This is a genomic window from Brevibacillus laterosporus DSM 25 (assembly GCF_002706795.1).
Taxonomy (GTDB): domain Bacteria; phylum Bacillota; class Bacilli; order Brevibacillales; family Brevibacillaceae; genus Brevibacillus_B; species Brevibacillus_B laterosporus.
In genome coordinates this window covers 3,984,336-4,009,404 of record NZ_CP017705.1, presented here as the reverse complement: position 1 = coordinate 4,009,404, position 25,069 = coordinate 3,984,336, and the positions used below count along the sequence as shown (strand labels likewise).

30 protein-coding genes and 1 pseudogene are annotated in these 25,069 nt (G+C 42.4%); 4 read left to right on the top strand and 27 right to left on the bottom strand.

Annotated features, from left to right (window positions below; genetic code table 11):
* From BrL25_RS19135 to BrL25_RS19015, 25 genes and pseudogenes are all read right to left on the bottom strand, one after another.
* Positions 1-858 (bottom strand): NAD(+)/NADH kinase, encoded by an 858-nt coding sequence (locus BrL25_RS19135; RefSeq protein ID WP_018672593.1) that lies wholly within the window; start codon positions 856-858, stop codon positions 1-3.
* 251 nt (positions 859-1,109) lie between these two features.
* Complete coding sequence (locus BrL25_RS19130; RefSeq protein ID WP_018672592.1) at positions 1,110-1,412, bottom strand: hypothetical protein; 303 nt, start codon at positions 1,410-1,412, stop codon at positions 1,110-1,112.
* Between the two features lie 188 nt (positions 1,413-1,600).
* Positions 1,601-2,428: a TlyA family RNA methyltransferase gene (locus BrL25_RS19125; protein WP_018672591.1), complete on the bottom strand. Its 828-nt coding sequence runs from the start codon at positions 2,426-2,428 to the stop codon at positions 1,601-1,603.
* Positions 2,429-2,436: 8 nt separating this feature from the next.
* On the bottom strand, positions 2,437-4,308 hold the full coding sequence (gene dxs, locus BrL25_RS19120; RefSeq protein WP_205828413.1) for a 1-deoxy-D-xylulose-5-phosphate synthase: 1,872 nt from the start codon (positions 4,306-4,308) through the stop codon (positions 2,437-2,439).
* A 162-nt stretch (positions 4,309-4,470) separates the two neighbouring features.
* On the bottom strand, positions 4,471-5,367 hold the full coding sequence (locus BrL25_RS19115; RefSeq protein WP_018672589.1) for a polyprenyl synthetase family protein: 897 nt from the start codon (positions 5,365-5,367) through the stop codon (positions 4,471-4,473).
* Position 5,368: 1 nt separating this feature from the next.
* Positions 5,369-5,620 carry an exodeoxyribonuclease VII small subunit gene (gene xseB, locus BrL25_RS19110; protein WP_018672588.1) on the bottom strand — a complete coding sequence of 84 codons (252 nt, stop codon included), beginning with the start codon at positions 5,618-5,620 and terminating at the stop codon, positions 5,369-5,371.
* Positions 5,610-6,965, bottom strand: coding sequence for an exodeoxyribonuclease VII large subunit (gene xseA, locus BrL25_RS19105; RefSeq protein ID WP_018672587.1), 1,356 nt, complete (start codon positions 6,963-6,965; stop codon positions 5,610-5,612). The genes xseB and xseA overlap by 11 nt, the downstream gene beginning before the upstream one ends.
* A 25-nt stretch (positions 6,966-6,990) precedes the next feature.
* Entirely contained in the window at positions 6,991-7,842 is an 852-nt protein-coding gene (gene folD, locus BrL25_RS19100) for a bifunctional methylenetetrahydrofolate dehydrogenase/methenyltetrahydrofolate cyclohydrolase FolD (protein WP_018672586.1), read from the bottom strand.
* A 95-nt stretch (positions 7,843-7,937) separates the two neighbouring features.
* Positions 7,938-8,915 carry a tRNA (adenosine(37)-N6)-threonylcarbamoyltransferase complex transferase subunit TsaD gene (locus tag BrL25_RS19095; protein ID WP_018672585.1) on the bottom strand — a complete coding sequence of 326 codons (978 nt, stop codon included), beginning with the start codon at positions 8,913-8,915 and terminating at the stop codon, positions 7,938-7,940.
* 16 nt (positions 8,916-8,931) lie between these two features.
* Positions 8,932-9,342 (bottom strand): transcription antitermination factor NusB, encoded by a 411-nt coding sequence (gene nusB, locus BrL25_RS19090; protein WP_018672584.1) that lies wholly within the window; start codon positions 9,340-9,342, stop codon positions 8,932-8,934.
* Positions 9,343-9,357: 15 nt separating this feature from the next.
* A complete protein-coding gene (locus BrL25_RS19085; RefSeq protein ID WP_018672583.1) occupies positions 9,358-9,570 on the bottom strand; it encodes a DUF2273 domain-containing protein in 213 nt (70 codons plus the stop codon).
* A gap of 12 nt (positions 9,571-9,582) precedes the next feature.
* Entirely contained in the window at positions 9,583-10,152 is a 570-nt protein-coding gene (amaP, locus tag BrL25_RS19080) for an alkaline shock response membrane anchor protein AmaP (RefSeq protein WP_018672582.1), read from the bottom strand.
* 105 nt (positions 10,153-10,257) lie between these two features.
* Positions 10,258-10,689 carry an Asp23/Gls24 family envelope stress response protein gene (locus BrL25_RS19075; protein WP_018672581.1) on the bottom strand — a complete coding sequence of 144 codons (432 nt, stop codon included), beginning with the start codon at positions 10,687-10,689 and terminating at the stop codon, positions 10,258-10,260.
* A 65-nt stretch (positions 10,690-10,754) separates the two neighbouring features.
* Positions 10,755-12,110 (bottom strand): acetyl-CoA carboxylase biotin carboxylase subunit, encoded by a 1,356-nt coding sequence (gene accC / locus BrL25_RS19070; RefSeq protein WP_018672580.1) that lies wholly within the window; start codon positions 12,108-12,110, stop codon positions 10,755-10,757.
* A 16-nt stretch (positions 12,111-12,126) separates the two neighbouring features.
* A complete protein-coding gene (gene accB, locus BrL25_RS19065) occupies positions 12,127-12,639 on the bottom strand; it encodes an acetyl-CoA carboxylase biotin carboxyl carrier protein (RefSeq protein WP_018672579.1) in 513 nt (170 codons plus the stop codon).
* A gap of 180 nt (positions 12,640-12,819) precedes the next feature.
* Positions 12,820-13,512, bottom strand: coding sequence for a SpoIIIAH-like family protein (locus BrL25_RS19060; RefSeq protein ID WP_018672578.1), 693 nt, complete (start codon positions 13,510-13,512; stop codon positions 12,820-12,822).
* Positions 13,513-13,527: 15 nt separating this feature from the next.
* Complete coding sequence (spoIIIAG, locus tag BrL25_RS19055) at positions 13,528-14,166, bottom strand: stage III sporulation protein AG (protein ID WP_018672577.1); 639 nt, start codon at positions 14,164-14,166, stop codon at positions 13,528-13,530.
* 30 nt (positions 14,167-14,196) lie between these two features.
* The gene (gene spoIIIAF / locus BrL25_RS19050; RefSeq protein ID WP_018672576.1) at positions 14,197-14,907 is read right to left on the bottom strand and encodes a stage III sporulation protein AF; all 711 of its coding nucleotides are present in this window, start codon (positions 14,905-14,907) and stop codon (positions 14,197-14,199) included.
* Between the two features lie 10 nt (positions 14,908-14,917).
* On the bottom strand, positions 14,918-16,102 hold the full coding sequence (spoIIIAE, locus tag BrL25_RS19045; RefSeq protein ID WP_018672575.1) for a stage III sporulation protein AE: 1,185 nt from the start codon (positions 16,100-16,102) through the stop codon (positions 14,918-14,920).
* Positions 16,103-16,121: 19 nt separating this feature from the next.
* Positions 16,122-16,511, bottom strand: a complete 390-nt coding sequence (gene spoIIIAD / locus BrL25_RS19040) for a stage III sporulation protein AD (protein WP_018672574.1) — start codon at positions 16,509-16,511, stop codon at positions 16,122-16,124.
* Between the two features lie 14 nt (positions 16,512-16,525).
* Positions 16,526-16,729: a stage III sporulation protein AC gene (spoIIIAC, locus tag BrL25_RS19035; RefSeq protein WP_003337900.1), complete on the bottom strand. Its 204-nt coding sequence runs from the start codon at positions 16,727-16,729 to the stop codon at positions 16,526-16,528.
* Positions 16,730-16,745: 16 nt separating this feature from the next.
* A complete protein-coding gene (gene spoIIIAB / locus BrL25_RS19030; protein WP_026315252.1) occupies positions 16,746-17,264 on the bottom strand; it encodes a stage III sporulation protein SpoIIIAB in 519 nt (172 codons plus the stop codon).
* A complete protein-coding gene (spoIIIAA, locus tag BrL25_RS19025) occupies positions 17,252-18,214 on the bottom strand; it encodes a stage III sporulation protein AA (protein ID WP_018672572.1) in 963 nt (320 codons plus the stop codon). Before spoIIIAA ends, spoIIIAB begins: the two co-directional genes overlap by 13 nt.
* A gap of 134 nt (positions 18,215-18,348) precedes the next feature.
* Positions 18,349-18,840, bottom strand: a complete 492-nt coding sequence (locus tag BrL25_RS19020) for a CD1247 N-terminal domain-containing protein (RefSeq protein ID WP_018672571.1) — start codon at positions 18,838-18,840, stop codon at positions 18,349-18,351.
* Between the two features lie 54 nt (positions 18,841-18,894).
* Positions 18,895-19,160: pseudogene (locus BrL25_RS19015) on the bottom strand (YqhV family protein).
* 153 nt (positions 19,161-19,313) lie between these two features.
* Between BrL25_RS19015 and comA the strand changes: the two are divergent.
* The 3 genes from comA to BrL25_RS19000 are packed head-to-tail and all read left to right on the top strand — an operon-like array spanning position 19,314 to position 21,354.
* The gene (gene comA, locus BrL25_RS19010; RefSeq protein WP_018672570.1) at positions 19,314-20,135 is read left to right on the top strand and encodes a phosphosulfolactate synthase; all 822 of its coding nucleotides are present in this window, start codon (positions 19,314-19,316) and stop codon (positions 20,133-20,135) included.
* On the top strand, positions 20,126-20,845 hold the full coding sequence (locus tag BrL25_RS19005) for a 2-phosphosulfolactate phosphatase (RefSeq protein ID WP_018672569.1): 720 nt from the start codon (positions 20,126-20,128) through the stop codon (positions 20,843-20,845). Before comA ends, BrL25_RS19005 begins: the two co-directional genes overlap by 10 nt.
* Positions 20,846-20,883: 38 nt before the next feature.
* Entirely contained in the window at positions 20,884-21,354 is a 471-nt protein-coding gene (locus tag BrL25_RS19000) for a DUF441 domain-containing protein (RefSeq protein ID WP_018672568.1), read from the top strand.
* Between the two features lie 147 nt (positions 21,355-21,501).
* On the opposite strand, the gene BrL25_RS18995 is transcribed toward BrL25_RS19000, so the two are convergent.
* Entirely contained in the window at positions 21,502-23,679 is a 2,178-nt protein-coding gene (locus BrL25_RS18995) for a YcdB/YcdC domain-containing protein (RefSeq protein ID WP_018672567.1), read from the bottom strand.
* The gene (locus BrL25_RS18990) at positions 23,670-24,239 is read right to left on the bottom strand and encodes a sigma-70 family RNA polymerase sigma factor (RefSeq protein ID WP_018672566.1); all 570 of its coding nucleotides are present in this window, start codon (positions 24,237-24,239) and stop codon (positions 23,670-23,672) included. Before BrL25_RS18990 ends, BrL25_RS18995 begins: the two co-directional genes overlap by 10 nt.
* A 166-nt stretch (positions 24,240-24,405) precedes the next feature.
* On the opposite strand from BrL25_RS18990, the gene BrL25_RS18985 reads away from it, so the two are divergent.
* The gene (locus BrL25_RS18985; protein ID WP_018672565.1) at positions 24,406-24,978 is read left to right on the top strand and encodes a DUF1349 domain-containing protein; all 573 of its coding nucleotides are present in this window, start codon (positions 24,406-24,408) and stop codon (positions 24,976-24,978) included.
* Positions 24,979-25,069: the final 91 nt, after the last annotated feature.

Here is a 25,069-nt window from a genome sequence, read left to right as displayed (position 1 = left end):
TTACTCCCATTCACCTTGTAATTTAGTTCGAATTAATTCATAAAAATTGCCTTGTGTCCATTTAATTAGTTGTGTAACATGCTTGGATTGCTCAACAAAAATCTCATCGCCGCCCTCTAAACGAGAACCAAACTGCCCATCGATTGAAAGTCCTATCTCATCATGTACAGCATCTACCTCAATTCGTAGACGCTGATCTGACGCTAACACAATGGGTCTAGCAGTCAAGGAATGAGAAGCAATTGGTGTAAGCAAGAGCATGGCCACATTTGGAGCCACAATTGGACCACCAGCTGCTAAAGAATAGGCTGTAGAACCGGTCGGGCTAGAAACGATAATTCCATCCCCACTAAAAGTTCCTACATAAAACCCATTTGAATAAACCGAACACTTAATGATTCGACAGAATGATCCTTTAGTTATCCCAATGTCATTCATAGCTGTATAAGTGGCAAGTCGTTCACCTTGTCGGTACAGTTCAGTCGTGAGCATACTTCGCTCTTCTGTATAGTATTGCCCTGATAATAGCTTCTCTACGGCATCGGTTAGATTATCTGGTTCAGCCTCTGACAAAAAGCCTAGCGTACCGAGATTGATACCGAGTACTGGTAAATTCTGACCAGCTAACTGTCGAGCAATACCGAGCAAGGTGCCATCTCCTCCAAGCACGCAAAGAATCTCAACATATTTTGAAAAATCATAAAGGGATACGGCTACATCTTCTCGGCCAATCACTCCTGCTAAATCTTGTTCCAAATAAACTTTTGCCCCACGCGCTTCCAACAAGTATAATAACTCACGGGCGACGACGCGGGCTTTAGGCTTACCCTTGTTTGCGATAATTCCAATGGACTTCACAATGTCACCCCAGTATCTTTGATCATCTGCTTCTAGCAGGGAGATTACGCGAATCTTATCCCAATGAATTCTTGCTGATCATCTCAGATGAGGGTTACTCGTTTGATTTACTTGAAACGATGGATTCGCTTTACACTTTGTTCATCTTTATACAATTATACATACTTTTTTGCATAATGGATAGGGGATTGAGCCTTCCTTCTTAGATTGAATAGGTAAAAATGCATAAAATTTTCTAATTGTTATGCAAGTTATAATCTTTCCACATAATCCTTTGCTTCTTTTAGTGAAAGTCCCAACTCTTTTCTTGCTTCTTTTATCGCTTCAATTTTTTTCCCTTCTGAAAGTAGCCTACTTAATTTTGTGTTTATCGGATGATTTTGAACTCCAATGGAACTTAATTTCGTGATGTCTGAATAATCTGGAACTCCAACCTGTGTAGCAATTTGCTGTAGGATTACATCCATTTTTTTTAGTTGCTTTTGTAGGGAACTTACCTTTTCAAATAAAAGGAAAACAATGCCTAGCAAGGCCATGATCAGCGCAAATTCCATGATCTTCACTCCTCATTTTTTACCAAATTCTTTGCTTGCTTACCCATCTTATAGACGATGTGTAGGGACAAATCAATTTTTCTTGCAATGAAAGCCTATATTGATTTTTTATAGATAGCAAATAGGAAAAAAACCTCAAATTCATTAGAAAATGATTTGAGGTTCTGTTATTCATTAGCTTATATTCTTTAACTCAACCGCCTATGCGCTTCGGCTACTACTTCTTCAATACGAGCAAGCCACCAAGGCTCATCCTGATCTGCTACTTTCTCGTCAGCCCGCGGTTTGTAAAGATGGAGCAGAAATTCAATATTTCCCTCTCCACCCGTGATTGGCGAATAGCTGACACCATTTACTTGGAAACCTAATGTCGTAGCAAATCCGGCAATCTCCTCCACCACTTGACGATGAACAGTGGCATCCCGGACTATTCCATTTTTTCCTACTTTCTCTTTACCTGCTTCAAATTGTGGCTTCACCAATGCTAGTACATTTCCACCATCTTGTAAGAACATGTACAGCACTGGCAGAATCAGCCTTAAAGAGATAAATGATACATCAATCGAAGCCATATTTGGCATCTCGTGTTCAAAAGAGGCCGGATCCATGTGACGAAAGTTGGTGCGTTCCATGACAATGACCCGCTCATCCTGACGCAATTTCCACGCTAGTTGATTGTAGCCTACATCAATGGCATAAACCTTTCGAGCCCCATTTTGCAGGGCACAATCTGTAAAACCTCCCGTGGATGATCCAATATCCATCATGATCCGATCAGTTATGTCAATTTGAAACTCTTTAATAGCCTTTTCCAGCTTCAGGCCGCCACGGCTTACATAAGGATGAAGGTGACCTTTCACTTGAATGACAACATCTTCTGGAAATTTTGTGCCTGGTTTATCACATCTTTCACCTGCAACAATAACAAGCCCTGCCATGACGGCTCGTTTTGCTTTCTCACGGGTCTCATACAGACCTCGATCTGCAAGCAAGACATCTAATCGTTCTTTTTTCATAGTCGTTATTAGGCCCTCTGTTTATTTACTGGTAGTAAGGAGCGTACACGTGCAGCGATTGCTTCGGCTGTTAAACTGATCTCTTGTCGTTGTTCCTTAACACTTCCATGCTCAACAAAATAATCAGGAACACCCATTGGTTCCACTACTATATTATGATAGCCCTGTTCAGCATAAAATTCCATGACTGCACTGCCAAAGCCACCTTGTACACAGCCTTCTTCAACAGTAACAATATCCATATTTTCCTTAGCTAGTCGCAAGAGTAATTCTTCATCTAGTGGTTTACAAAAACGAGCATTGACAAACATCGGCATGATTCCGTCCATTTGCAAAAGATTAATTGCTTTTTCCGCTACGTCATAGATATGCCCAAATGAAAGAACAGCTACGCCTTTTCCCTCTTTAACCACTTCCATCTGACCGATTGGAAGTGCCTTGAGCTCTTCATCCATTTTGACACCAAGACCGTTTCCACGTGGATAGCGGAAAGAACTAGGGCCATCATAATCGGCCGCTGTTTTCATCATATGCTGCATTTCATTCTCATCTTTTGGTGCCATAATTACCATATTCGGAATGGCACGCATAAAAGCAATGTCATAAACACCTTGATGGGTCTCTCCATCGGCTCCTACCAATCCAGCCCGGTCTACAGCAAAAACAACTGGTAGCTTCATTCGAGCAACATCGTGAATGAGCTGGTCGTAGGCACGTTGCAAAAATGTGGAGTAGATTGCTAGAAACGGCTTCATCCCTTGTGTCGCCAACCCAGCAGCGAACGTACATGCATGCTGTTCAGCAATCCCAACATCAAACATTCGCTCTGGATATACTGATGCATACTTTAAGAGACCTGAACCATCGGGCATAGCCGGTGTAATTGCTACAATGCGATCGTCTTGTTGTGTTAGCTTAATCAGTGTATCTGCAAAGACACTTTTGTAGGCTGGTGCAGTAGCAACTGCTTTAATCATTTCACCAGATTCAATCTTATAAGTATCCGTACCGTGCCATTTCATAGCGTTTTGTTCCGCTGGCAGATACCCTTTTCCTTTTTTTGTAATTACATGCAATAAGACCGGACCTCGTGTATTCGCGGCTGTACGAAGTGAATCAATCACAAGCTCTAGGTTATGTCCATCAATAGGACCAATGTACGTAAAGCCCAGCTCTTCGAACAAAATGCCGGACACAAGCATATATTTCATGCTGTCCTTGACCTTCTCCGCCAGTTGAGCCAATTTGCCACCTACAGCAGGAATCGCCTTCAGTAGGCTTTCTACCTCATCCTTAGCTCTGTTATAAATATGATCGGTACGTAATTTTCCCAGATAGTTATGCATAGCACCTACATTTGGCGCGATGGACATTTCATTATCATTTAAGACCACGATTACATTCTTTTTTTCATGTCCGATGTGATTTAAGGCTTCAAAAGCCATACCGCCTGTCAATGCACCATCCCCAATGACACCTATCACATGGAAATTTTCCTTTTTTAAATCGCGGGCGCTAGCCATGCCCATGGCACCTGACAACGAAGTGCTGCTATGCCCTGTTTCCCAAACATCATGAGCGCTTTCTGACATTTTTGGAAAACCGCACAATCCCTTATATTGACGCAGTGTCGGAAAATCATCTTTTCGTCCTGTTAAAATTTTGTGCACATAGGCTTGATGGCCAACATCCCATAAAATTTTATCCTTTGGACTGTTAAAGAAATAATGTAAAGCGATCGTTAGCTCCACAACCCCTAAGTTGGGAGCTAAATGCCCTCCCGTTTGAGAGAGGTTTTCTATCAGGAACCGACGAATTTCTTCGGACAACTGCTGTAATTGGGAGATTGTCAAATGCTTGAGATCATCTGGGCTCTTCATGTTTTCAAGCAACACTGTAACCCCTCGCTTTCACTAAGTCGCAAACCTTCCATACTAATCATACATTATGATTCACAAAAAATTACACGTACACGCATTATATCCTTTTCTTATGTAAAAAACCATAAGAGAGTGATGATATCTCTCTTTAGATAAAGATAATTAACTAACCCGCTCCATTACATACTCCGCTAGAGCAAATAAGGCAGGGTGATTGATTTCTACTGCTTCAAGCTCTGCTTGAGCCTCTTTTACAAGCATCGCTAGTCGTCGTTTTGACTCTACAAGTCCGAGTAACGCAGGATAAGTTGCTTTCTCTTTGCTGGCATCACTTCCCACAGCTTTACCAAGCAAAGTAGCATCCCCCTCAACGTTTAAAATGTCATCTTTAATCTGGAAGGCTAGTCCAATCTTAATAGCATAATTGGTTAGGGCCTGCAATTGCTTAGGGGTTGCTTCCGCTAGATAGCCTCCGCCTCGCAAAGCTGCAACAAGCAAATCCCCTGTTTTATGTAAATGGATATACTCCAATTGCTCGAGGGAAAGCTGTTTACCTTCTCCCATAATATCAGCCATTTGTCCACCCACCATTCCTTGTTCACCGGCACGTTGCCCAAGCTCAGCTAGCAATTGAACGGTTGTCTCAGCTTTTACCTCGGGATGATGTAAATAAGAACTAGCCACCAATCCAAACGCTCTGGTCAATAAAGCATCCCCTGCTAAAATGGCAGTAGCTTCACCAAATACCTTATGATTAGTCGGTTTGCCCCTACGCAAATCATCGTCGTCCATGGCAGGAAGATCATCATGGATTAATGAGTAAGTATGAATCATTTCTAAGGCCGTCGCATAAGGAAGACCACGTTCAATCGGTTGATGAAACGCTTCCAGTACAGCTAGAACAAGAATAGGACGTAATCGCTTCCCACCAGCCATCAGTGAGTAGTGCATTGATTCGTACAGATTAGGGGGAACTCCTTCTGTAGATAGTGCCTTAGGTAATTCCGCTTCCAGTAAAGCAATCTTTTCATTCAAATAATCCTTCAGGCTAAAACTCATGCTAGTCCTCCTCCACATGGAACGGACGATCCGATACGCTGCCGTCTTGGTCTAGAAGCTGAATTACCTTAGCTTCAATTACATCTAGCTTCGTTGCACATTGACGAGATAGTTGAATTCCTTCTTGGTACAAATCAATCGCTTTCTCCAAAGGAACATCACCTTCTTCTAGCTGACGCACCACTTCTTCCAGCCGTTGCATTGCTTCTTCAAATAGAAGTTCCGTTTCCTGTTCTGCTTTTTTACGAGCCATGGTTCTCTTCCTTTCGCTCTATGTCTGTTACCGTTGTCATGATCTTTCCATCTTGATATCGTATCATGAGCTGATCGCCCACTTCAATTCCCTCAACAGATTTGATTAATGTATCACCCTTATAAGATAGGCTAAAACCACGTTGCATAACCTTTAACGGACTTAACGCATCCAGGTGCTGAACCAAAGCCAACCATGCTTGTCGAGACCGTTCAGTTTTTTGCTTCATATGCTGTGTCAATTGGCTTTGCATGCGGTTGATCTGAACACGTTTCTCTTCCACTTGTCGCTCTAATCGAATTTGTTTTAACCGTTGTTTCACATGGCGTACTTGCTCTCGTTTTCGAACTACCTTCATTTTCATGATGGCACTAAGACGTAACGTTACCTCATCAATTCGCTGTCGTCTCTCTTCTACTCGACGCAACGGATTTTTTAACCCATACGATTGCTGTAATCTTTGTAAATGGGTGCGCTTCTCTTGAAGTTGTGTTTGTAGGGCACGAGCCAGTCGATGATCTAACTGCTTGACTCGCTCCATCCACTCCAAATAATGAGGTACGGCTAATTCGGCTGCAGCAGTCGGGGTTGCTGCTCTCATATCTGCCACAAAATCTGCAATAGTAAAATCTGTCTCGTGACCAACTGCTGAAATCACAGGAGCTTGTGAAGCCACTATAGCTCTGGCAACCGCTTCATCATTAAATGCCCAAAGCTCTTCAATCGAGCCTCCTCCCCGACCTACGATCATTACATCTACTTGATACTGATTCATATTTCGTATAGCACGGATGATGGAAGCAGGAGCCTCGACACCTTGTACAATCGCCGGAGCAAGCATAATTCCTGCTTGGGGGTACCTGCGCTTGAGTGTGGTAATAATATCGCGTATTGCTGCTCCAGTAGGTGATGTAACCACTCCGATCGTTTTCGGAAACCTGGGTAATGCCCGCTTTCTTTCAGAAGCAAACAAACCTTCCTGTTGCAGTTTTTCTTTTAATTGCTCATAGGCAAGAAATAAAGCCCCTATCCCATCAGGCTGTAATTCTCTTGCATATAATTGATATGCTCCGTCCCTCTCAAATACAGAAATGGAACCACGCACAATCGCTTTGGTTCCATTCTTCGGTATAAATGTAAGGAAACGGTTATAGCTAGCAAACATCACGATTTTAAGCCGTGAATCTTTGTCTTTTAACGTGAAGTACATATGACCACTGTGATGATGCGTAAAGTTAGAGATCTCTCCGCGAATCCAAACATCAGCTAGCCTAAGATCTCCCTCCATCATACGCTTCACATAGCGGTTTAACTCCGCTACAGACATAACCTCTGCTGGCTTCATAAACGCTCCCTTCCTCTATCCACAATTATACAGTCAGTTTTCGCTTTGCAGAGATGACCGTGTTCTGCATGAGCATTGTGATTGTCATTGGTCCAACGCCACCTGGAACTGGAGTGATATGACTCGCTACTTCCTTCACTTCATCAAACAAAACATCTCCAGTCAGCTTGCCATCTAAACGGTTCATTCCAACATCAATGACAATAGCACCTTCTTTTACATGCTCTTTCTTGATTAAGTGAGCTATTCCTACTGCAACCACCAATATATCAGCCTGACGAGTTTGTTCCTCCAGATTTTTTGTACGAGAATGACACATGGTAACCGTAGCATTTTCATGCAAAAGTAATAAAGAAACTGGTTTCCCTACTATATTACTCCGACCTACTACTACAGCATGCTTACCCTCCATACTAATTCCTGTACTTTTAATCAGCTCAATCACACCATGTGGCGTGCAAGGAAGAAACGTGTCTTTACCAATACATAAGTTACCTACACTGATCGGATGAAACCCGTCAACATCCTTTTCCGGGGAAATAGTATCAATAATCGCTTCCTCGTTCATATGCTTAGGCAAAGGTAATTGTACCAAAATTCCATGAATGTTCGGATCTTGATTTAATTCCTCTACCAAATCTACTACTTCCTGCTGTGTTACGGTACTTTCAAGACGAAATGATTTAGAGGTAATTCCTGTTTCTTCACATGCTTTGATTTTGCCGTTCACATACGTTTGAGAAGCAGGATCATCACCGACTAAAACAACAGCCAAACCAGGTTGAATTCCTTTATCAACTAGTTCTGCTACCTCTTGTTTGATTCGTGCACGATACGATTTTGCAAACTCTTTACCATTGATTACTTGGGCTGTCATATTTGTCACTCCTCCATATTCGTTCATCTGTATACAGTAAGTGTAGCGGAAAGAGGATACAGGTGTAAAGACGAATTTTATTTATTAAAAAACTATTAATGTTCGCCTTTAGCTTTCATCCATCCTAACATAGCTACACCATATGCATTATCACCTGTATAAGCAGGGTCGCAGAAAAAGAGTTTGCCCTTTACCGCTGGATGTTCGAGTCGTTTAATCAAGCGTTCACGTATGTATTGGTTAGCCGCTACGCCACCTACAATCAGCACTTCCCGACCGTGACCAGCTTCAATCGCATTGCGCAAGGCTTTTTCTAAACTGTTAGCCACACACTGTTCCGTTGCCCGAGCGATTTGGGAAGGGGTTGCCATTCCCTCTTTGTTTGCTCGTAATAAAGCATTTTCTGGACCAGAGAAGCTAAAGGTAAGTCCTTTTACAGAAGAGGACACTCTGAATTCTTCTACTGAGGTCTCTACGTGATCTACCTCTTTAGCTAGTTCCTCCAGATAAGGCCCAGCAGGGAAAGGCAGTTTCAAAGCTACCCCGATGCGATCAACCAGTTGTCCTGCATGCAGATCGATTGTTCCTCCAATGATATCTATCAGGTAGCCTGTTTCAGTACGTTGGCACGAAAGAATTTCACTGGTTCCCCCAGATAAATGGACAGCTAAAAATCGGTCGTTTACAGGTCTTTGCCTAGCTGTATATTCGCCTGCCGCGATGTGACCTTCCTGATGCGTAGTCAGGTAAAGAGGGACACGCAAAAATAAAGAAAGTGATTTACCTAGGCCTTCACCCACTTTAAAGACAGGCATGTAGGACCCATCTTTAGGGCGAGGCTTTTCACTTACACAAATCCCCTTTACTTGATACTCTTGTAATTTTAATTGATCACAAAGTTCAGGAAGGTTCATCACATGCTGAAAGACGGCTTCCGATTGTTGCAAACCCCGCTCTCCTTCTTTCACACGCAAGAGTTTTTTGGCTTCTGCGACAATCTCACCGTCTTCTGTTGCAAGGCAAAGCGATGTCCGATAATTGCTGGTGTCAATTCCTACCATCACGTTTTTCATTCGCTTCACCTATCATTTATTCTTGAGTTTCTACTCTTTCTTTGCTTTGCAGATAATTAGATAGCACGCCATTCACAAAACGATAAGACTGATCGTCGCTAAACAGCTTCGCTAGCTCAATCGCTTCATTCACTATTACGCGAGCTGGTACTCCCTCTTCAAACATCAATTCAAAAAAGGCAAGGCGTAAAATCGCACGGTCTACATTTGCAATACGATCCAATTGCCATCCACGCAGATATTGTTTCACTGCTTCATCGATGGAATCTAAATTATTTAATGAGCCTTCTACCAGGTACAAAAGGTATTTGTTGTCTTCTGAGCTGTCTTCCATCACCATATGTAAAGCATGGTGTAGCTCAACCTCAGCCATGTCGATTTGAAAAAGGATTTGAACCGCTTTTTCGCGTGCAATTCTGCGTTTCATGTACTTAGTCACCTACTATTTAAATTTGCCAGGTAAAATCCGATCGAGAATTTCTCGCAGGTCTTCTTTTCGATCCAGTTTTTGTCCAATAAAGTAGCCTGTCCCAATAAACACGATGAAAACCAGCGTGTTCCAGAAACCCACCAACAAATAAATGATACCAAAAAGAAAACCAGCCAGTACTCCTAACAGTTTCCCCTTATGTTCCCATAATAACTCCCAAAGCATCCTATTCACCCTCTAATCCAACTTTCTGTTTCGAACGGCGACATTATTTTCCTTTGAGACGACTTCCGTTACCACAACAGTCACCTCTGCGATGTCAACGCCAGCGATGCTTTCCACTTGCTGTTTTACTTCGGTTTGCAACGTTTGCGTCATTTCAGGAATAGGGGATTCACCATCTACAGTGATTTTCAAAATGATTGCATTCCCGTTTTCCATTGAGCGAATTGTGGTTGTAAGATCGCGAACACCGCGAACTTTTCGCCCTGCGCGTTCTGCAATCGCTTTGATTGTTGCAAAGCTGATATTTACCATTCCATTCTCATTACGTTGATAGATCCCTTTTTCTTCTCGTACCTTTCGCTGTGGAAAAGCACTAAAAATAAATCGAACGCTAATCACCAAAAAGATGACAGCTACAATTAGATAGGGAATGTTAATCATATCCGTATTATACAGTTCATTGAGCACCGCTTCTACATAGTACGGCTGAATTAAACGAGTAATGACACCAATCGCAATAATTGAGCCCGCTGTGAGCGCAATACTGTAAATTGTTAGGATAAACCGGTCAAAAAGATTCATGCGCGCCTCTCCTTTGTAGGAACCATCAACCAGCAAAAAACTCTGATCAGCATGCTCGACCAGTAGGAAAAATGCCCCCTAAGCTGGGGGCACTCCTAATAAGGTTTATCGAACCCGCTGATATTCTTCCGTTTGTGTAGCAGGTGGAGTTGCTGCTGGTTGTACTTTTTCCTCGGATTTTAATTCAACATCGATGATATGTACATTCACTTCCACCACTGATAGCCCAGTCATCGCTTCAATTGCGTTACGTACGCTATCTTGAATGTTACGAGCTACCTCAGGAATTCGATGGCCGTATTTTACGATAATGGAAACGTCAACTGCTGCTTCTTTGGAGCCTACTTCTACACGTACTCCTCGGGCTGCGTTTTTTTTCCCTAACTTTTCAACGAAATCTCCAACTAATCCACCGGTCATATGTGCAACTCCGTCAACCTCAGCAGATGCCATACCAGCAATAACTTCCAAGACTTCGGGAGCGATCTGGATTTTTCCAAGCTCTGATTTTGTCTCTTCTGCATCTATAAATTCCACGCTTCGCACCTCCCTTTTCAATTACACCTCATTATAACAGCGGGGTATGTTTTTTTGCAAACTTCCTATAGATCATTCAAATGAAGATCGTATGTCTCTAAAAATTTTGTGTCAAATTGTCCACCGGTGAAAACTTCATGCTCTAATAATTTTAAATGGAAAGGAATTGTCGTATGAATGCCTTCGATCATAAATTCCTGCAACGCACGCTTCATTCGTTCAATAGCTTCCTCACGTGTTTTCCCCCAAACGATTACCTTTGCAATCATGGAGTCATAATATGGCGGAATCGAATAACCCGGATATGCAGCGCTATCAATACGGACACCAAATCCACCTGGCGCTAAGTAGCCCTCAATTTTTCCCGGTGACGGCATAAAGTTCTTTGCCGGATTTTCAGCATTGATACGACACTCCATTGACCAGCCATCCAGTACGATATCTTCCTGTGTAAAGGACAGATAGTTGCCAAATGCTACACTGATTTGCTCTTTAATAAGGTCTAAACCCGTGACCATTTCGGTTACCGGATGCTCTACTTGAATACGAGTATTCATTTCCATGAAGTAAAACTGGCCATGTTTGTCCAATAGGAACTCTACAGTACCTGCTCCATGGTAATGCACCGCTTTAGCAGCAGCCACGGCAGCCTCTCCCATCTGTTTACGTAGCTCTTGGCTTAGCGCTGGAGATGGAGCTTCTTCGACTAATTTTTGGTGACGTCGTTGAATTGAGCAGTCACGCTCTCCAAGATAAACCACATTACCATACTTATCGCCCATGATTTGGATTTCTACGTGACGAGGACCTTCTACGAATTTTTCCAAATAGACGCCAGCATTTCCAAATGCCGTTTTCGCTTCATTCTGTGCTTGACGAATTGCTTTTTCTAAATCCTCGTCGTCTACAGCTACTCGCATACCTCGACCGCCGCCGCCTGCTGTAGCTTTAACCATAACAGGATAACCGATCTCTTTTGCTGTATCCAATGCTTCAACAATGCTCTCGATTAGCCCGTCCGTTCCAGGAACAGTGGGAACTCCAGCACGCTTCATGGTATCTTTAGCTGTGGATTTATCCCCCATGCCTGTAATGGCTTCTGGATCTGGTCCGATAAAAGTAATGTTACAAGCCGAACAGATCTCAGCAAAGTCAGCATTCTCTGCCAAAAATCCATATCCTGGATGAATTGCATCTGCTCCCACCTTGGTTGCAACGCTCATGATACTTGCCATATTTAAATAGCTGTCTTTCGAAGCAGTAGGCCCTATACAGTAAGCTTCATCAGCGAGCTTAACATGTAAGGCTTCTCGATCTGCCTCTGAGTATACAGCAACCGTTTGGATACCTAATTCGCGGCATGCACGGATAACGCGCACGGCAATTTCACCGCGGTTGGCAATGAGAATCTTTTGAAACATCGCGTTTCTCCTCCAATTATTGTGCCTTTACCAAGAATAAAGGTTGACCATACTCAACCAATTGTCCATCTTCTACTAGGACTTTGACGATTTCGCCAGACACTTCTGCTTCGATTTCATTAAATAATTTCATTGCTTCTACAATACAAACAACCTTGTTTGGCGTAACTCGATCACCCGGATTTACATAGACTGGTGCTCCTGGTTCTGGGGATGTATAGAATGTACCTACCATTGGAGAAACAATTTTATGCAAATTAGCTTCATTTTCTACTGGTGGAGCCGCAACAACTGGTGCTACAGGTGTTGATTGCGGTGCAACATCAGCTTCAACTTTCGGTATGAATTGCTCAGCTGGAGCTGATGTATAAGCAACAGGCTCAGAGCGTACAACAACTGGTTGAGATGCTTCTACTCCGCCGCTTTTTTTAATAGAGAGCTTAGAGCCATCCGCCTCAAGCTCAAATTCTTTAATGGAGGATTGGTCCAGCAATTTGATAATTTCACGGATCTCATGCAGTTTAAACACTACTTAGCACCCCTTTGTTCATTCAATAATTCAGCTCTTTTGTCGATCGGGAATGACAATTATGATTGCATGTTATGAGCTGGTCATAAAATTTATGGTAACTTTTTGTCACGCGAACGTCAAGAAAGGATTTCTTTCTCATCCATATCTAGATTCGAGAAAGAAATCCTTTTTCCCCCCTTAGGGTTGAAAACTAACTGTAATATTTTTGCCTGGAACATTTAAATGTTGTTTGGCAAGAGCAATCAATTTAATTGCTTCTTTTGAATCCACCTTGTCTTTCTGAACAATAATACTGATACTCTCCTTTTGCGTATTCACTACGCAATCCTTATAACCCTTGGTTTTGATTAACTCTTCTAACGCTAGTGTTTGCTGCTCAAGGGTAGATAATTCCTCTAAACGTGCGTTTGCTTCTGCAATCGCTTGTGGAGTCGAACCTGAGTTGGTCATAATGGCCGTTTGCTCATCTTTTTGTAATTGGGTCATTGCCTCACGCTTAAGCTTATATCCTTGGAAAACGTCGGCTGCTTCTGGTGCAGGTAATGCAGTAACATCAGGTGTTGTGGCTGCTCCTGGATTTTTATTTGTAGCTTTCTGATCCGACTTCTCAGCATCTTTAGCGGTAGCTTGTGTTGTATCTTTATCTACTTCTCCTTTGCTTTCAACCGGTTTTGCATCTGGCATTGGTTGATCTAATTGCTTCGTATCTACTTCAATCCCTGTAATCGATTGATTTTCCTTTTGTGCTTCTTTATGATCGGTGGTTGCCGGCACCTGGTCGTTTGGACCTTTTACCATATAATATCCAGACAGCACGACCATTACTGCGAGCATTGTCAACAACCAGACTGTTTGTTTACGTAAAATCATTTGAAATCCCTCCTACTATTTTTTGGGTAAAATAGAAATTTTATAAGCGGGTACTTCCAATGTTTTTTGCACAGCTTCTGTAATCCAAGCCTTCACCTGAATGTTCTCGGCTCCTTTTGCTACAACCAGCACTCCTCTCACTTTAGGTTTTAAGGTTTTCACTATGACAGGCTGTTCTTGTTTGGAACCATTCATGACAACTACCTGTTCGTTGCGGGATTGGTCACTTTGAGCGCGGGTCGCTTTTTCTTTGTCGGTTTCGTTTGTAGTAGCTTGGCGTTGTTCCCGATTTTTCTCAACCACCACTTCTGGAGTCGAATCGAGATTCACCATCACTTCTACAGAGCCTACTCCAGTTACCTTTTCTAAAATATCTTTAAGTTGGGTCTCAAAACGATTTTCGTATTCTCGAATTAAGTCGCCACCTGTTGCATTAGAAGAGAAAGCGGGTGCGCTTTTAACCGGATCGTCAGGAGGCTGCACGGAGCTATAGTTACCTTCCTGTTCACGTGCTATATCTGGGGTGAACGACAAAAAATCAGTGAAAATCATGAATGCCGCCCCTAAGCAAAGCAGGATAATAAAATAATGAAGCGGCTTCATCTTTTTTGGCTCATCCTTGGATTGAATCAATTTCTTTAGTGAATTCAGCATAATGGGTCCCCCCTTTCAGATACCGCCCAATTAGCGCTTTTCCGCTTCCCGTTTGGGAGCAATTACTTCGACCTGCTTTATTTCCACACCACATTCCTTGGCAATATAGGCCGCAATCTCTGCATGAAGTGGGTCTTGTTTAACCACCGAAGCAGAAGCTTCGATAGCTTCATTCTTTCTCTCATTTCCCTCTCGTTGGTCATTTAGGTTGATTTCAACAGATTGGATCTGCGTAATTTTCTCAATAGGTGTAATGGTATCTTCTTGTCGCTCTTGCTTGGGTGGACTTGTAGGGTGTTGACCTGAACTAATCGTTGCTGTAATCTCTTTGATCACTTGTTCTTTCGAGTCAGGTGATGCAAATCGAATTGCTACATCCGAGAGTGTTATCCCATAAGTCTGCTTTACCTTTTCAGTAAGTAGGTTACTTAATTGTGATGAGACGTATTGGGTCATTTGTGCATCTTTATGTTGAACCAATTTCTGTGTTAATTGCTCCCACTGTGACTGTTTTTCGGTCTTTTCCTGTTCGTTTTGGTAAATACCAATTTTAGTAGCTAATTCATCTGGTGTAATTTGAAATATCGAGAAGACCGGCGACATGATTGTTAACAGAATAATAAGACCCATCACCATTTTCACGTATTGCTGTATCTTCGTATTGGGCAAGATGAGATCCAGAAAGGCGGCTAACAGCACTAGTAGAACAACTTTTCGTAACCAGAGATTTAACCATTCCATTTCACTTCACCTACCGAACCATCAAGGATATATTTCCAGCTGCAATAATGATGGTGATGGCCAAAAAGAACATCAATCCAACTGTTGCAAGGGCTGCAAAGACATACAGTAGACTTTTACCGATAGTTCCTAGAGCTTTGATAATTGGGCTATTTCCCAACGGTTGCAGTACCGCTGAGGAAAAATTATAAATCAGAGCCAATATGAGAATCTTCATAGCTGGAAAAGCACATAAAAGTAGTAGAATGAAAACACCAGCCAGTCCCACTGCATTTTTTACTAGCACAGAAGCACTTACGACGGTGTCTGCTGCATCCGTGAACATTCGCCCAACCACAGGTACAAAATTTCCTGTGATATACTTTGCTGTTCGAATCGTCACTCCGTCTGCCATGGCTGAGGTAGCTCCCTGAATACTTAGAATGGCAAGAAAGATAGTTAAGAAGGAACCCATCACTCCCATGGCTACATTTCGAAGCAATATAGCTAATTGGGTTACTTTATACCTTTCTGAGAATAGACTCACAATTGAAAGCATCGCTGAGAGAAATAAAAGTGGAAAGATTATCGTGGAAATAAGAAAACCGCTTATATTGATCATGAAGACGATAATGGGATGGAACATAGCTGCTGAAGCTAAGTTGCCCATGGAGGCCAGCAAGGCAAGGACAAGAGGTATCATGGCGAGCATAAAGTCTGACATCCCTTGGATTGCATCCTTAGCGTAGGTAATCGCCACATGAAAGCTATTCATCGCAAGCACCATCAGAACCAAGTAAGCAATAGCGTAGGCTACAACAGATACTGTATTTTTTTCAAAAGCATTCTGCATGGATTCTAGTAGCATCGCAAATACGGTAATGATGATGATCGAGCTGAGTAGCTTCCCGTTCATGAGAATTTCGTGAAAGAAGAATTTTAGAATCCCTTTAAACATGCCAGATGGCGACAAACCACCATCCTCCATCAGTAATTGCATGAAGCCTTTTTGTTTCAGATCTGGCAGGTACCCCTCGTATTGGTCTAATGTCTTTTTCCAAAAGGTCTCTATTTGTTGCAGATTTAGGTGCTCCGCCTGCTGCTTGACCATTTTTTCCACCGGCGAGAAATTCTCGGAGGTTGATGCTACTGCGATGGCACCATCTGCAAAGAATAGCAGAAGAAACAGGAGCAAGAGGGTACATCTTTGTGCCACCGTTCATCCTCACCTCCCTTTATGCAGGCAGTAAATTGACTACTGTTTCAATAATAATTTGAATAATGGGAACCGCCATGACAAGAATAAGCACTTTACCGGCTAATTCAATTTTGGAGGCGATCGCCCCTTGTCCAGCGTCTCTTGTCACCTGAGCCCCAAATTCTGCAATATAGGCAATCCCAATAATCTTTAGGATCGTTCCAAGAAAAACAAGATTGAGGTCAGCATGGACTGCTAACTTTTCCAAAACACGAATAACATCAGAAATCTTGCCAATTAAAAAGGTAAAAATGATGACACCGCTCACTACGGCCAACAAAAAGGCGAATAAGGGTTTTTGTTCTTTGATGACTAGGGCGAGAAGCGTTGCTACTAAGCCCAGACCGACAATTTGTACGATGTCCATCGGCTCCCCACCCCCTAATTAAAAAGGAAGACTCGTTTGACCTCGGTAAATAAATCACCCAGATAATGCGCTACCATAAACAATACAATGATAAATCCAACCAACGTCGCCCATTGAGCAATGTCTTCCTTTCCTGAGGCTTTCAGTACCGTCTGAATAATCGCAACGATAAACCCAACGCCGGCAATTTGAAACACTGGAGTCAAATCAAAGCCCACGCCCCACACCTCGCTCTTACATCATTAGTATGACAATGAGAAGTCCACCTAAAAATCCTAAACTTTTGTACATTTTTTCATACTTAATCTGTTCTGCCTTCGCTTCTTCCTCTAACCCTCGCAGATGAAAGACGGTTAGTTGCAGATGCTTCTTCTGGTCCTCTCGATCCGAATTTCCCATCACATAGCCTAGATTCTTTAAAATTTCTTTCTCCTCTTTTCGCAATGCTGTAGAGTTCCATGTCTGCTCTAATGCGGTTTGCCAAACCATTTGGGTGGATTCGCCTTCTTTTGTTTGTAAAAGCTCACTAGCCCGCTTGTACAGATTCCCAACGCTTTGGATCACTCGAACAGAAATTTTTTCAAAGGCTAGCGAGAGAGGAGTAGCTCCATAAACAATCTCCGTCTCTAACATTTGCAACGAATGAAGCAAAGCTCTTAATTCTTTAACCCGGTCGCTATAACGCTTTCCTAGCTGGACACCAATCAGAGAGGCTGACAATAGCACTACGATAGCTGCCCCTATCTTAAGCATATGACATTCTCCTTTTGAATCGATCGCAAGTGCTCATCATATAGTCCATGAATTGTGCCGGCTCCGTGTTCACGACTAAGAATCACGTACCGTTTAAATACCCTTTCCGTGATTAAACGAGAAATCGTAGGCCGCTTCGCGATATCTTCAAGCGCTATTCCATGAGCACTGCATAACACGGCTACCCCTGCATGCAAAGCTTCCCATATAGCTTCGCTGTCTTCCTGTCTTCCGATTTCGTCCACCACAATAAGGTCAGGTGACATGGAACGAATCATCATCATCATTCCAATCGCTTTAGGACAAGCATCCAACACATCGGTTCGCGGCCCTACGTCTCGTTGAGGAATACCATTGTAACAACCTGCTATTTCGGAGCGTTCGTCTACAATCCCCACTTTTTTGCTAGAAGACCACTCATTACCGTAGCTAATGCTTCTAGCCAAATCACGGAGTAATGTTGTTTTACCACATTGAGGAGGTGAGATCACCAATGTTGATAGGAATTGCCCCTGGTCAAACAAATAGGCTAGAACGTCCCTAGCAACTCCCTTTTTCTCACGTGCAATCCTTATATTGAAACTGGTAATATCTCGTATCCCTTTGACATCTCCATGCTCTAGAACCACTCTGCCAGCAATACCGATACGATGTCCCCCGACAACCGTAATGTAGCCCCGCCTCAACTCTTCCTCCAGCGCATAAAGCGAGTGCTGGCTAATCTGATTAAGCAGTTTCACGCTTGAATCCTCACGGAACATCCACCCTTGGCGAAAATTGGCTGTAAGCTGACCAGTGGGTGTTACATAACTAGCCTGATGTCCGTAACGGATTTCCATAGGTAAGTTTTGACGTAGTCGAATCTCTTCTACATGTTCTTGCACTTTTACAGGCAGAGCGGCTATCACGGCGCGAATCTCTGTCGGCAACAAAGACAAGATATGTTTCATAAAGTCTCCCCTTTGTCCACTCAGACTTATCTCATCCTATGCAGGAAGGGACAACATTTATGACTAAGAAACAAGGAAAACTAGTACAACTTTTCCCATTGCTAGAGTGACCTATCTCTACTTGTAAAATGGGGCTATGAAGGATTATAAACATCCTGATGGTAGCGATTCGTTATTTCATAGGAATGATAGCCCTCAGGATCAACCTCTTCTTTCACCATTAAAACCTCTCTGCATTGCGGACATTCTATTTCATGTACATGGGAAACAATCCCTTTCCTGTCAGCCGTGTGAAGCGCTTCGTAATAATACGCTTCGTCTGAGTCGTCCAAATCCGAGAATCGGTCTCGGTAATTCATCGCTTCTTGATAGTCTTCGTATACCGTTTCGTAAAATTCTTCATCATCATATAGCAAGTACTCCAAGTCGGTTAAATCTTCATCTACGGCTTCAACATATTGTTCACATTCTTCCACACGTACATGGATCGTTCTCAATTCCGCTACCAGATCATCACAAAGCTGTACAAGTCTGTACAAAGCTTTTTCTTCTAACCCTGCTAGTTCTGGGTCTAATCCCTCCACTAATCCTTGTAAGTAAGCCAAATGCTGTTCTACATGATCCATAAGAATTCCTCCTCACTTATGCTAGTGGGTAGTATTCCCCAGAACCATCGACCACTATTTACTTTTTACGCCAATCAAAATACAAGTCACCCCGATAAAGATCCATAATATTTTCGTAAGTGACAATTTGTCGGATATACTACCATTCCCATCGTAGTAGTTGCGAGTAAGATCATGGGACCAACCAACGCTAAACCGGAATTATAGATCAACGCTTTATCGACTTGATTTACCTTGAGGATTAGCAAAGCTACAATAATTTCCAGACTGCCGGACAACAATCGTAGGGACGCCATCCCAATAATTGCTTTTTCCCACATGCACGTCTCTCCCTTCTCTTACCCACTCTATGCAACTTGTCCGATGTTATGTCCTTTACCAATCAAAAATAGATAGGCTCATACCTCTTCGACCATGTAGACACAGATTGCATATGGTAAAACAAATGCCTATGGATTGGAGAGAGCTTGCTAATGGAAAAAGAGACTACGTTCTGGCCGACTCAATGGGTAGATCCATCCTGTACCCGAGAATGTAAGCCACGTCATACCGGAGTTACAATGGTAATAGACAAAGGATTAGGCTTACACGCAATGAAAGACTTGCTACACACCGCTTCCTCCTATATTGATATTTATAAACTAGGCTTCGGAACCTCCGTTCTCTATCCCTTTTCTGTGCTAGAAGAAAAGCTAACTCTAGCTCTCTCTCTAGATATTGCGGTTATGCCAGGTGGAACCTTTTTTGAAATAGCCTATACGCAGGATGGGATAAAAACATATCTGGAACGAATTCGCGATGCTGGATTTAATGCAGTGGAAATTTCAGATGGCAGCATGCCTATTTCAATCCAAGAAAGGCATGATGCAATTTCGATGGCTAGGGAAATGGGTTTTCGTGTATTTTCTGAATATGGTCAAAAGGCGAGTACCTTCCGTGCTGATCAAGAGATGCTCTTGTCTACACTCATGAAAGACGTGAATGCTGGTGCCGACTATGTCATTGTGGAAGCACGTGAAAGCGGAAATGTGGGGATTTATAACAAACAAGGAGAGATCGATTCGGAATTCGTGCAACAAGTCATTCAACAAGCATCTACACTAGCAACTAGGCTAATCTGGGAAGCTCCTCAGAAGCCCCAACAGATCGGTTTGTTGAAGACGATCGGACTTGACGCTAATCTAGGAAACATCGCTCCCGCTGATCTCTTATCTCTTGAAACCCTTCGTCGTGGGTTGCGTGGTGATACCGCCTATCAGGTATTAGAAGACAGGAGAAGATTAGTATGCGAATAGAAGTGGTTCCCACCGTAGAAGAAATTCGAGCCGAACAGATTATACATCGAACCGTCATCGTAATTGATGTACTCCGTTCCACTAGCACGATTGTCAGCGCACTAGCTCATGGTTGCCAGGCGGTTAGTACTACTGAGACAATTGGGCAGGCTATGGCACTACGTACATCACAATCTCTTCTAGCTGGGGAACGCCACTGTAAAAAAATCGCCTCGTTTGATGAAAATAATTCGCCTATTGCCATGAAAAAGGTGAACTGGGAACACACACCTCATTTAGTTTTAACCACTACAAACGGTACCCGTGCCATGCAAAAGGCTGAGAAGGCTGAGTATTTGTATATTGCCTCTTTTCTAAATGCAACAGCTTGTATTACACAGGCCCTTCAATTAAAACGCGATATCACTCTATATTGTTCTGGTACCCGAATGGAATTCGCTTTAGAGGATGGTCTGTGTGCCGGCTTATTAGTGCAAGAGGCGAAGCGTTTTCTTCCCTCCATCGAGGTATGTGATTTAGCTGAAGCATTACAAGCAGCATATCAGACTTTTGCTCCCTCCCTCTTACAAGTAATGATGAATAGTAAGACAGGGAAACGTCTACAGCAACATCATCATCACGAAGATATAGAAATGGCTAGTCAGCTCAATCTTTATAAAATCGTTCCTGTATGCAAGGAACAATGCATACTCCCCCTGCTTGGCTCATAAATTTGAGAAGAAGACAAAGGACAGGGGTTCGATGAAGCATGCATGTCGCAAGCGGTGAAATTATGTTGGTAGTGCTCATCATTGTTGGCCTAATTGGTCGTTCTCCCATCATTGCTACCGCAGCCAGCTTATTGTTGGTCTTAAAATTAACTTCGTTAGAACGCCTATTTCCATCTGTGGAGAGACGTGGTCTGGAATTGGGCCTTCTCTTTTTAACCGTATCCGTTCTCGTACCGTTTGCCAGTGAAAAGGTATCGCTTAAAGATGTAACTCCACTGTTTACCACCGTTGTCGGGATTATGGCACTGATAGGAGGTATCTTAGCTACCCATCTAAACGGAAAAGGACTGGATATGCTGCGTGCTGACCCTCAGTTAATTGTAGGTTTAGTTATTGGTTCTATTATTGGAATTGTATTTTTTAAAGGAGTGCCTGTCGGTCCTTTAATGGCCGCTGGTATAACAGCTTTTTTCATGAAACTATTGGACTGGATAGGCAAAGCAATGTGAGGGTTAGTTATGACAAGAAAAATGTAAAAATACACCCACTCATGTAGGCGTTGGTTCTTAGGAGAACATGAAGTCTCTACTAAGCTTCCCAATGCCATCGGGTAGGGTGTATTTTTGTATGTGATCAGCTACATTCTTTCTATGAATTTATCTTAATTCTACTTTTCCTGTAATAGCGTTCAAATAAATATGTTTATCAGCACTCTCTTTCGCACTTAATGGAACGTAGATTAACTTCGGCTCTGACAAGTTCTCTTTATCGACTCCCTTAAGGGTATATGCTAATTGAAGTGGCATAACTTTGAGGTATTCTTGTACAGCTTCCTTTACTGGAACGGCTTGACTCTTATCGGGCAGAACAATTTTGTCCTTCCATTGTGTATGATTTTGGAACCTATTGACCTTACCCGTAGACGGGTCAACCGATACATCATAAGCCTGATCAGGATATTGTTCGAGAACAGGTACCCCATCCTGACTCTTAAAGAATGAAAAATGCCAGTCACCAGAATTTACAGGGTTAGCCTCTCCTGGCTCCAGAATTCGGCTAATTTGTACCTCCGTAACACCTGGATCTACGTATTTTTCCAAAGTAGCGATCGCTTCCTTTAAAGCGTCTTGTTGAGAAACGGTTATTTTGCCATCAGCTCTCGGGATATAAATTTGCTCAACCTGACCTGTTTTGGCATTCGTAACCACCTCAAGCCGCTTCTCATTTTTTGTTTGCCATTGGAATGCATGTTGTTTTTCTCCAAACCTAGATTCTCCTTCCCTCTCACTCGATGGAAGGCCAGTTACCTCCACTCCAAATTGATCCGTCAATAGACGAGCCGCCTCTTCCTTCGTTTTGATAATGGTTGGTTGTGAGGCTTTGAGTCTGATTGGCTCATGGTTCGTACGACGATCATAATCAATCCCATTATTACCTAATCCATACTCCAATTTTCCGGTATCTGCATCTATATACCAGTTTAGTGAACGAATTTCACCCATTTGTACATGTGAAACGGCTGGAGTATAGTCAAGCAACGGGCGCTCTTCTATCACCTGATGTGTTTCTGGATCACGCTTCACTACTGAACGCTCGATGTAACGTAGTTTCATATTTTGAGTTAATTCTTCTTCAGCTTTTTTCTGAGAAATCGCTTTTGACGGTTCAGGTAAACTAGCTAGGTCGTACAAGCCTGTAGCCCTGGAGTAATAAAGAATACGTCCCCCTTTATCTACCACAACGGTAAGATTATCCTCTAGAACAGGCAGTCCGTTATAAAAACGCATGTAGCTAGCTCTGTCAGGTGTTCCTGTCTCTTGATAATTGGTAAAATCCTTCCCGAGCATATGCTGCAAAAACAGATTCGCTTTTTCATTAATCAACGACTTATGCGCCCATTCAAAACTCTCATCCCGAAGGCTTTCGAGTTCGTAGCTTTTTAATAAATCACCTTTTCCCTCCGTCCTGATCATTACCGAGTTGCCGTCTTTATCAGCATTCGCTAATGAAAAATGGTACCCAGGGGACTCTACCTCTTTGTTTGTCAAAGTAGCTTCGGTATTTAACTCAGGAATGGCTTCCTTCAGCTTGGTGAGCATCGCTTGCTCTGATTTGTTCAGTTCCCCATAGGAGACGATCCTCCCGGAACCATCCACCCATACTGATAGCTTAGCGAAAGGAACAGGTTCTCCGTTCTTCATCTGCTGGTAGGAGACATTCATTCCTTTAACATCTAACTCTAGGTATCCATTTTGTGGCCGCTTTATCTCACTTATAGCAAGCTGCTGGTATTCTTCACTGTGATCACCGAGTAGTGCTTTCAAAAATAAATCCGCCTTTTCTTTTGCAATCTTTTCGGATGGAATTTGCTCTGTGGAACCTCCATTAAACCACTTGAATACTTCTACACTCCCTGTTTCCTTGTTGATTGCCACTTTAGCAAGCTTTCCATCCGTTTTTCGTAACACAACGTTAATTCTATTATTCGCTGTTTCCTTTATGTCAACCTGATAGCTGTTTAAATCTGGTATTGCCTTCAGAAGAGACTGTAGGGCTTTTTCCACTATGGCACTTGTCTTTTGCTCCGTCAAAGCCGCTGCCGACTGTTTCAAAACCTCCTGCAATCCCGAAGGTGTCAATTTCCATACCGTTACCGCTAAGGCAAGGCAGGCTACTGCCGTGGCCACTGTATATAGTCTACGGTGGCGTTTTATGGCACCCTTGCTCGCCTTTTCTTTAATCCTTTCCTCCAAATCAGCGGAAAAACGCACATCCTTAACTGAATTACGGCTTACAGCCTGAACGGATTCTCGAAACTCTTTTTCTACATCCATTCCAACCCCTCCTTTTCTAACAGTGACTTAAAGCTCATTCGTGCCCGATGTAGCTTCGTACGAACTGCCTCTGCAGATATTTCAAGCACTTGTGCTATTTCTTTAACTGTAAAATCTTCATAATAATGTAGTAAAATAATTTGCCGATACGAAGGTGACAGTGCCATAACCCTTTCTGCCATTTCTGCCTTCGTCAGCTTACCAATGACCGTTTCCTCCACTCGCTGTTCTGTTTGTTCATATTGATTGTGAAAAACTTCTTCTTTTTTAAAGGTAGAGAAAATTCTCCGAAAGGACCATGAACGTAAGTATTTTTTTGCTTCGTTAATAGCAATACGGTACAACCACGTTTTAACATTACTTTCTCCTCGAAATGAATGTAAACCTCGAAAGGCTTTCAGAAATACCTCCTGTGTGATATCTTCCGCCATATTTTGATCCTTTACGATTAGATACACCAATTGAATAATTTTATCTCCGTACTCTTTCATCATGAATTCCAAGTATGCCTCTCTGGTCATCGTAAGATCCTGCTCTACCTGCTTTATATCCTCATACACAATGAAATGTCCCCTCCTTTTTCGTTTTGTATGTCTATTTGATCCATCTAAACGAAAACATGACAGTTCCTTTTGAAATACTTTTACGATTGTTTGAAAAAGAGAAACAAATTGCTATAATTCATGATTGAATCCCAAAATTTATAAGTTGTAGGAGCGATTAAACATGAATCCTTTTGATCAATGGATAAATGAAGCAAACGTAACGACAAAAGATAACCTTGTCCAAATTACTGCACCTTCAAAATCAGATTTTTTTATTAACCCAGCTACTGGAGAACGGAAGTTAAACGCCCCTTTCTTCTTTACGGATATTCAAGGTGATTTTGTTCTACGTTCTAAAGTAAGTCATCAATTCCTGGCAACCTATGATGCAGCTGTTCTCATGGTCATGGAAAGCGAGACGATATGGGCGAAGCTTTGTTTAGAATTTACTGATTTCAATACATACTCGATCGTAAGTGTAGTGACTAATGGCGTATCTGATGATGCTAACGGTCCTATTATTTCGAATAAAAGTGCTTGGCTTCAAATGGCTAGAAAAGGGAATACCTTCGCCTTGCATTATTCCTTGGATGGAGAAAAATTTCAAATGGTTAGATATTTCAGTTTACCAGTTAGCGATACAGTAAAAGTAGGAATCGTTTCTCAATCCCCAACAGGTGAAGGCTTAACCAGTGATTTTTCTGAGCTCTACCTAAAACGAATCACTTTACATGACATTCGAGCAGGTCAATAAATAATAAAAACAAGCCCTAGATGCTGCAATGCTAGTGGCTTGTTTTATTAATCAGAAAGCAAAATCTTCATTTTTACAATATATCCTGACA

Excerpts from the sequence above, each read along its gene's own strand:
- BrL25_RS19005 (WP_018672569.1), top strand. The coding sequence starts at position 20,126 with ATGCGAATAGAAGTGGTTCCCACCGTAGAAGAAATTCGAGCCGAACAG.
- BrL25_RS19115 (WP_018672589.1), bottom strand. The coding sequence starts at position 5,367 with ATGAGTTTTAGCCTGAAGGATTATTTGAATGAAAAGATTGCTTTACTG.
- BrL25_RS19000 (WP_018672568.1), top strand. The coding sequence starts at position 20,884 with ATGCATGTCGCAAGCGGTGAAATTATGTTGGTAGTGCTCATCATTGTT.
- amaP (WP_018672582.1), bottom strand. The coding sequence starts at position 10,152 with ATGAATCTTTTTGACCGGTTTATCCTAACAATTTACAGTATTGCGCTC.
- dxs (WP_205828413.1), bottom strand. The coding sequence starts at position 4,308 with ATGAAGAGCCCAGATGATCTCAAGCATTTGACAATCTCCCAATTACAG.
- xseA (WP_018672587.1), bottom strand. The coding sequence starts at position 6,965 with ATGAAGCCAGCAGAGGTTATGTCTGTAGCGGAGTTAAACCGCTATGTG.
- BrL25_RS19020 (WP_018672571.1), bottom strand. The coding sequence starts at position 18,840 with ATGGATCATGTAGAACAGCATTTGGCTTACTTACAAGGATTAGTGGAG.
- spoIIIAF (WP_018672576.1), bottom strand. The coding sequence starts at position 14,907 with ATGGAATGGTTAAATCTCTGGTTACGAAAAGTTGTTCTACTAGTGCTG.
- spoIIIAD (WP_018672574.1), bottom strand. The coding sequence starts at position 16,511 with ATGGACATCGTACAAATTGTCGGTCTGGGCTTAGTAGCAACGCTTCTC.
- nusB (WP_018672584.1), bottom strand. The coding sequence starts at position 9,342 with ATGAAACGCAGAATTGCACGCGAAAAAGCGGTTCAAATCCTTTTTCAA.
- accC (WP_018672580.1), bottom strand. The coding sequence starts at position 12,110 with ATGTTTCAAAAGATTCTCATTGCCAACCGCGGTGAAATTGCCGTGCGC.
- BrL25_RS18995 (WP_018672567.1), bottom strand. The coding sequence starts at position 23,679 with ATGGATGTAGAAAAAGAGTTTCGAGAATCCGTTCAGGCTGTAAGCCGT.
- BrL25_RS19130 (WP_018672592.1), bottom strand. The coding sequence starts at position 1,412 with ATGGAATTTGCGCTGATCATGGCCTTGCTAGGCATTGTTTTCCTTTTA.
- BrL25_RS19125 (WP_018672591.1), bottom strand. The coding sequence starts at position 2,428 with ATGAAAAAAGAACGATTAGATGTCTTGCTTGCAGATCGAGGTCTGTAT.
- xseB (WP_018672588.1), bottom strand. The coding sequence starts at position 5,620 with ATGGCTCGTAAAAAAGCAGAACAGGAAACGGAACTTCTATTTGAAGAA.
- spoIIIAG (WP_018672577.1), bottom strand. The coding sequence starts at position 14,166 with ATGCTGAATTCACTAAAGAAATTGATTCAATCCAAGGATGAGCCAAAA.
- BrL25_RS19095 (WP_018672585.1), bottom strand. The coding sequence starts at position 8,915 with ATGAAAAACGTGATGGTAGGAATTGACACCAGCAATTATCGGACATCG.
- BrL25_RS19060 (WP_018672578.1), bottom strand. The coding sequence starts at position 13,512 with ATGATTTTACGTAAACAAACAGTCTGGTTGTTGACAATGCTCGCAGTA.
- comA (WP_018672570.1), top strand. The coding sequence starts at position 19,314 with ATGGAAAAAGAGACTACGTTCTGGCCGACTCAATGGGTAGATCCATCC.
- spoIIIAB (WP_026315252.1), bottom strand. The coding sequence starts at position 17,264 with ATGCTTAAGATAGGGGCAGCTATCGTAGTGCTATTGTCAGCCTCTCTG.
- BrL25_RS19085 (WP_018672583.1), bottom strand. The coding sequence starts at position 9,570 with ATGCTTTGGGAGTTATTATGGGAACATAAGGGGAAACTGTTAGGAGTA.
- folD (WP_018672586.1), bottom strand. The coding sequence starts at position 7,842 with ATGACAGCCCAAGTAATCAATGGTAAAGAGTTTGCAAAATCGTATCGT.
- spoIIIAA (WP_018672572.1), bottom strand. The coding sequence starts at position 18,214 with ATGAAACATATCTTGTCTTTGTTGCCGACAGAGATTCGCGCCGTGATA.
- BrL25_RS18985 (WP_018672565.1), top strand. The coding sequence starts at position 24,406 with ATGAATCCTTTTGATCAATGGATAAATGAAGCAAACGTAACGACAAAA.